General features: G+C 56.4%; 6 protein-coding genes. All 6 read right to left on the minus strand.

Annotated features, from left to right (window positions below):
* Positions 1-362: 362 nt before the first annotated feature.
* The 6 genes from PUZ33_RS24995 to PUZ33_RS25020 all read right to left on the minus strand — a co-directional run bounded on the left by PUZ33_RS24995 (position 363) and on the right by PUZ33_RS25020 (position 2,696).
* Positions 363-698, minus strand: a complete 336-nt coding sequence (locus PUZ33_RS24995; RefSeq protein WP_126494012.1) for a hypothetical protein — start codon at positions 696-698, stop codon at positions 363-365.
* Between the two features lie 41 nt (positions 699-739).
* Positions 740-1,531, minus strand: a complete 792-nt coding sequence (locus PUZ33_RS25000; protein WP_126494011.1) for an N-6 DNA methylase — start codon at positions 1,529-1,531, stop codon at positions 740-742.
* A gap of 40 nt (positions 1,532-1,571) precedes the next feature.
* Entirely contained in the window at positions 1,572-1,772 is a 201-nt protein-coding gene (locus tag PUZ33_RS25005; RefSeq protein ID WP_126494010.1) for a hypothetical protein, read from the minus strand.
* Between the two features lie 87 nt (positions 1,773-1,859).
* The gene (locus PUZ33_RS25010) at positions 1,860-2,015 is read right to left on the minus strand and encodes a hypothetical protein (protein ID WP_232945489.1); all 156 of its coding nucleotides are present in this window, start codon (positions 2,013-2,015) and stop codon (positions 1,860-1,862) included.
* Between the two features lie 55 nt (positions 2,016-2,070).
* Positions 2,071-2,322: a hypothetical protein gene (locus tag PUZ33_RS25015; protein ID WP_229078602.1), complete on the minus strand. Its 252-nt coding sequence runs from the start codon at positions 2,320-2,322 to the stop codon at positions 2,071-2,073.
* Positions 2,323-2,381: 59 nt separating this feature from the next.
* Positions 2,382-2,696: a hypothetical protein gene (locus PUZ33_RS25020; protein WP_214540353.1), complete on the minus strand. Its 315-nt coding sequence runs from the start codon at positions 2,694-2,696 to the stop codon at positions 2,382-2,384.
* Between the last annotated feature and the right edge of the window lie 117 nt (positions 2,697-2,813).

Consider the following 2,813-nt stretch of genomic DNA (forward strand, 5'->3'; position numbering starts at 1 on the left):
CTGGCGGGTGCGAAGCAGCTGCCTGGCGGAGTGGGGCTCGACGACCGGACCGCCACGCGGGCCGGGAGCCGAAGGGGGCCATCGCCCTGCCCGTCTTTCTTGTGATGGCCATCCTGGTGAAGCTGGCTGATATCGCTGTGATTTGGCCGGAAACCTGACCCACACCGTTAATAAAACAATGACCATTAATGCTAATGTATGCGTCCATTAGCATTAATTTGCTGTGCAGATGAGAATAACCGGATAACTGAGGGCGCAGCGGTAGCGCCGGAGGCGCTTTTGCCCGCCCTGGCTCCCCGAAGGGGAGCGCGGGTTTATGGGGTTGCCCCGATGACCGCACCGGGGCGTATCGTCTGGCAGGATCAGATCAGTTCCTCCCTGTCCCCCCCGCATTCCTGCTCATAGTGCATCATCGCCGTTTTCAGCAGGCCATTAAGACACCCTGCCCCGTCTCCATCCGGGTCACACTGTTCACACAGGTGAAGCAGGTTGGCCAGAAAATCGGTAACAACGGTTTCCACGCTCTCGCTTTCGCGGTTAAGCCCGGTTTTACGGGCAAAGTCCCACAGCGCCTGTGCAGCCAGTGCGGCGTGGTCTTCAACACTCCGGATTTTTACCGGTTCAGGCTGACCGCGGAGGTGCTCAGCCATTGTCTCCAGCACAGTAGCCGGAATGCCGTTGAGTGTATTATTTTTCATGTTTCTCTCCTGGCGGCAGGTCTGCCCTGCCGCCCTCTAAGTCAGGCGGCCACGGAGGCCAGAAAGTTTTTCATGGCGTCAAATCGCTCGCGAAACGCCAGACGTTCGTGCCACGCGTTGAAGTAATAAACGGGCGTATAGCGCACACGGCTGGCCTGGAGGGTCAGCGTATTGCCGGTCACCACTTTCGCGGGTATACCCAGGAGTGCCAGCTGGATGAAGGCCATATCAGCCACCATCGGATCGATATCGGTACAGGTGGCGTAAAGCTGTTCAGACGGGTTCAGTCCGGCTTCCACCATCCAGTATGCAAAGGCGATCACCATTCCGGCGCTGCCGCAGGCAGGCTCATCAAGCGCCATCCACCCGTCTCGTTTTATCGTCTCCTGAGCGCCAGGCATGAGTATTCCGGCCATCAGGCGAGAGATGCAGGACGGCGAGAAATACTGCCCCATTTCGTCCGCGCCCAGCTCCTGCTCCATATACAGGGCACCGAGAAAATCATGAATTTCACCCGCCAGCCCTTCCACCATCAGACAAAACAGCTGTTTCATGGCGTCTAAATCGGACGGCTGATAGCGGTCGCAGATCCGGCGGCTGCTCTCGATGTTCTCCGGCGTGCGGATACGTGCCATATCCAGCTCGCTGGCCGCCAGGGTAATGAAATCGCGGAATACCTCAGAACGGCGCATGTTCGGCGCCGTATGGCGGAACACCGTGGCGAACTGCTTACGCGCCTCAGCAGGTGACAGCATCCGTGCAGGCGCGGGCTCTGCTGACGGTACCGCTGGCAGTTCAGCCAGAAACAGGGATTCAAAACTCAGTTGTGACATGGTTTCTCCTTACCGGCCGCCCGTGGGCGGCCGTCTCCTGTTATGCCAGTCCGAGCGCCGGATAGACGCTGACACCCAGCCCACAATCGGCATTTGCGGCATAGCCTGTACCAGCATTCACCACGGACATAAATTGCTGCCACTGGTTAAAGCGCAGTGCGGGAACGTGGGCAGATTTTCCGGCCCGGAGGGCATTTACAAATGCCTCCGCCTGTGCGACAGTCTGCGGGTCCAATTTCATGATCAATCTCCTTACATTGGTTGTGATTGCCGGTTCACCGTGACAGCGGTTACCCGGCGTTGAGAAAGCAGGGGAAACCCTGCTTTTTTAATGCGCGGAATTCAGCGGCGCATCGAGACAGAAACGGGAGATCACATCCCCGATCAGTTCTTTGTGATTCAGGGTGTGCAGGTCGTGACACTCGAAGAAACGTTCTCCGTACCGCACATAAATCGCGGTCACATCGCCACCCGTGAACTCCATCGATTTGAATGACTCCCCGCCAAAACCCCGGCACCAGTCCATCGGCGGCAGCGCTTCAAGCTGTCGGATGTAGCGGTTTTTTCGTGATCTCCACCCACTGACGGCGAAAACCGATATTTTGCTTTTCCTGCACCTGGGCGAACGTCATCAGCTCCGCATCCGGGTAAAGGTGACGCACGTTATCCAGCGTTTTCGCGCCGTACTCGGTGACCCATTCACCGTTTCGTTGTTTCGCCCAGGCATACACGGCATTGCTGGACGGAATGAAGAAAACCATTGGCACTGCGGTCGGGGTGTTAACGTTCATCTTTCTGGCTCCTGTTCAGTCAGGTTTCGTGCGGCGGCTGCCGCACGGCTGGAAAAGGGTTAAATGTCGATACCTGCGCGCTCAATCAGGCGCACAAACTGTTTGAAGTGGTCAGCTTCGATGACGTTGATATGCCGGAACTGTTTATCGACGCCGCTGCTGAGGGCATAGCCATAGATGAGGCTCATTTTTTCGGGGCAACATCTGCGGAATTTTTTCAGTTCAGCAAGGCTGCTGAATTCCATTACATCCCATTCTTCCTCTGCTTTTTTTGGCATATCAGCAACGAGAATTCTGTACGAAACAGGTTTTCCCCCTATCTTCCTGGAAGATTCTTGAGCGGCGGTTTTGACGTTGACGTTTTGTGTGTGCATCCTGGTTTTCTCCTGTGGTGATGGTTGTCCATCTCCCTGGTGAGTTCTCTCGCGGCAAAGGGCAAAGGAGCAACGGCGAAGGACGGAAGGAAAGGGGCGCTGACAAAAGTTTTTGCC

It is taken from the genome of Enterobacter cloacae complex sp. 2022EL-00981 (assembly GCF_028737495.1).
Taxonomy (GTDB): domain Bacteria; phylum Pseudomonadota; class Gammaproteobacteria; order Enterobacterales; family Enterobacteriaceae; genus Enterobacter; species Enterobacter cloacae.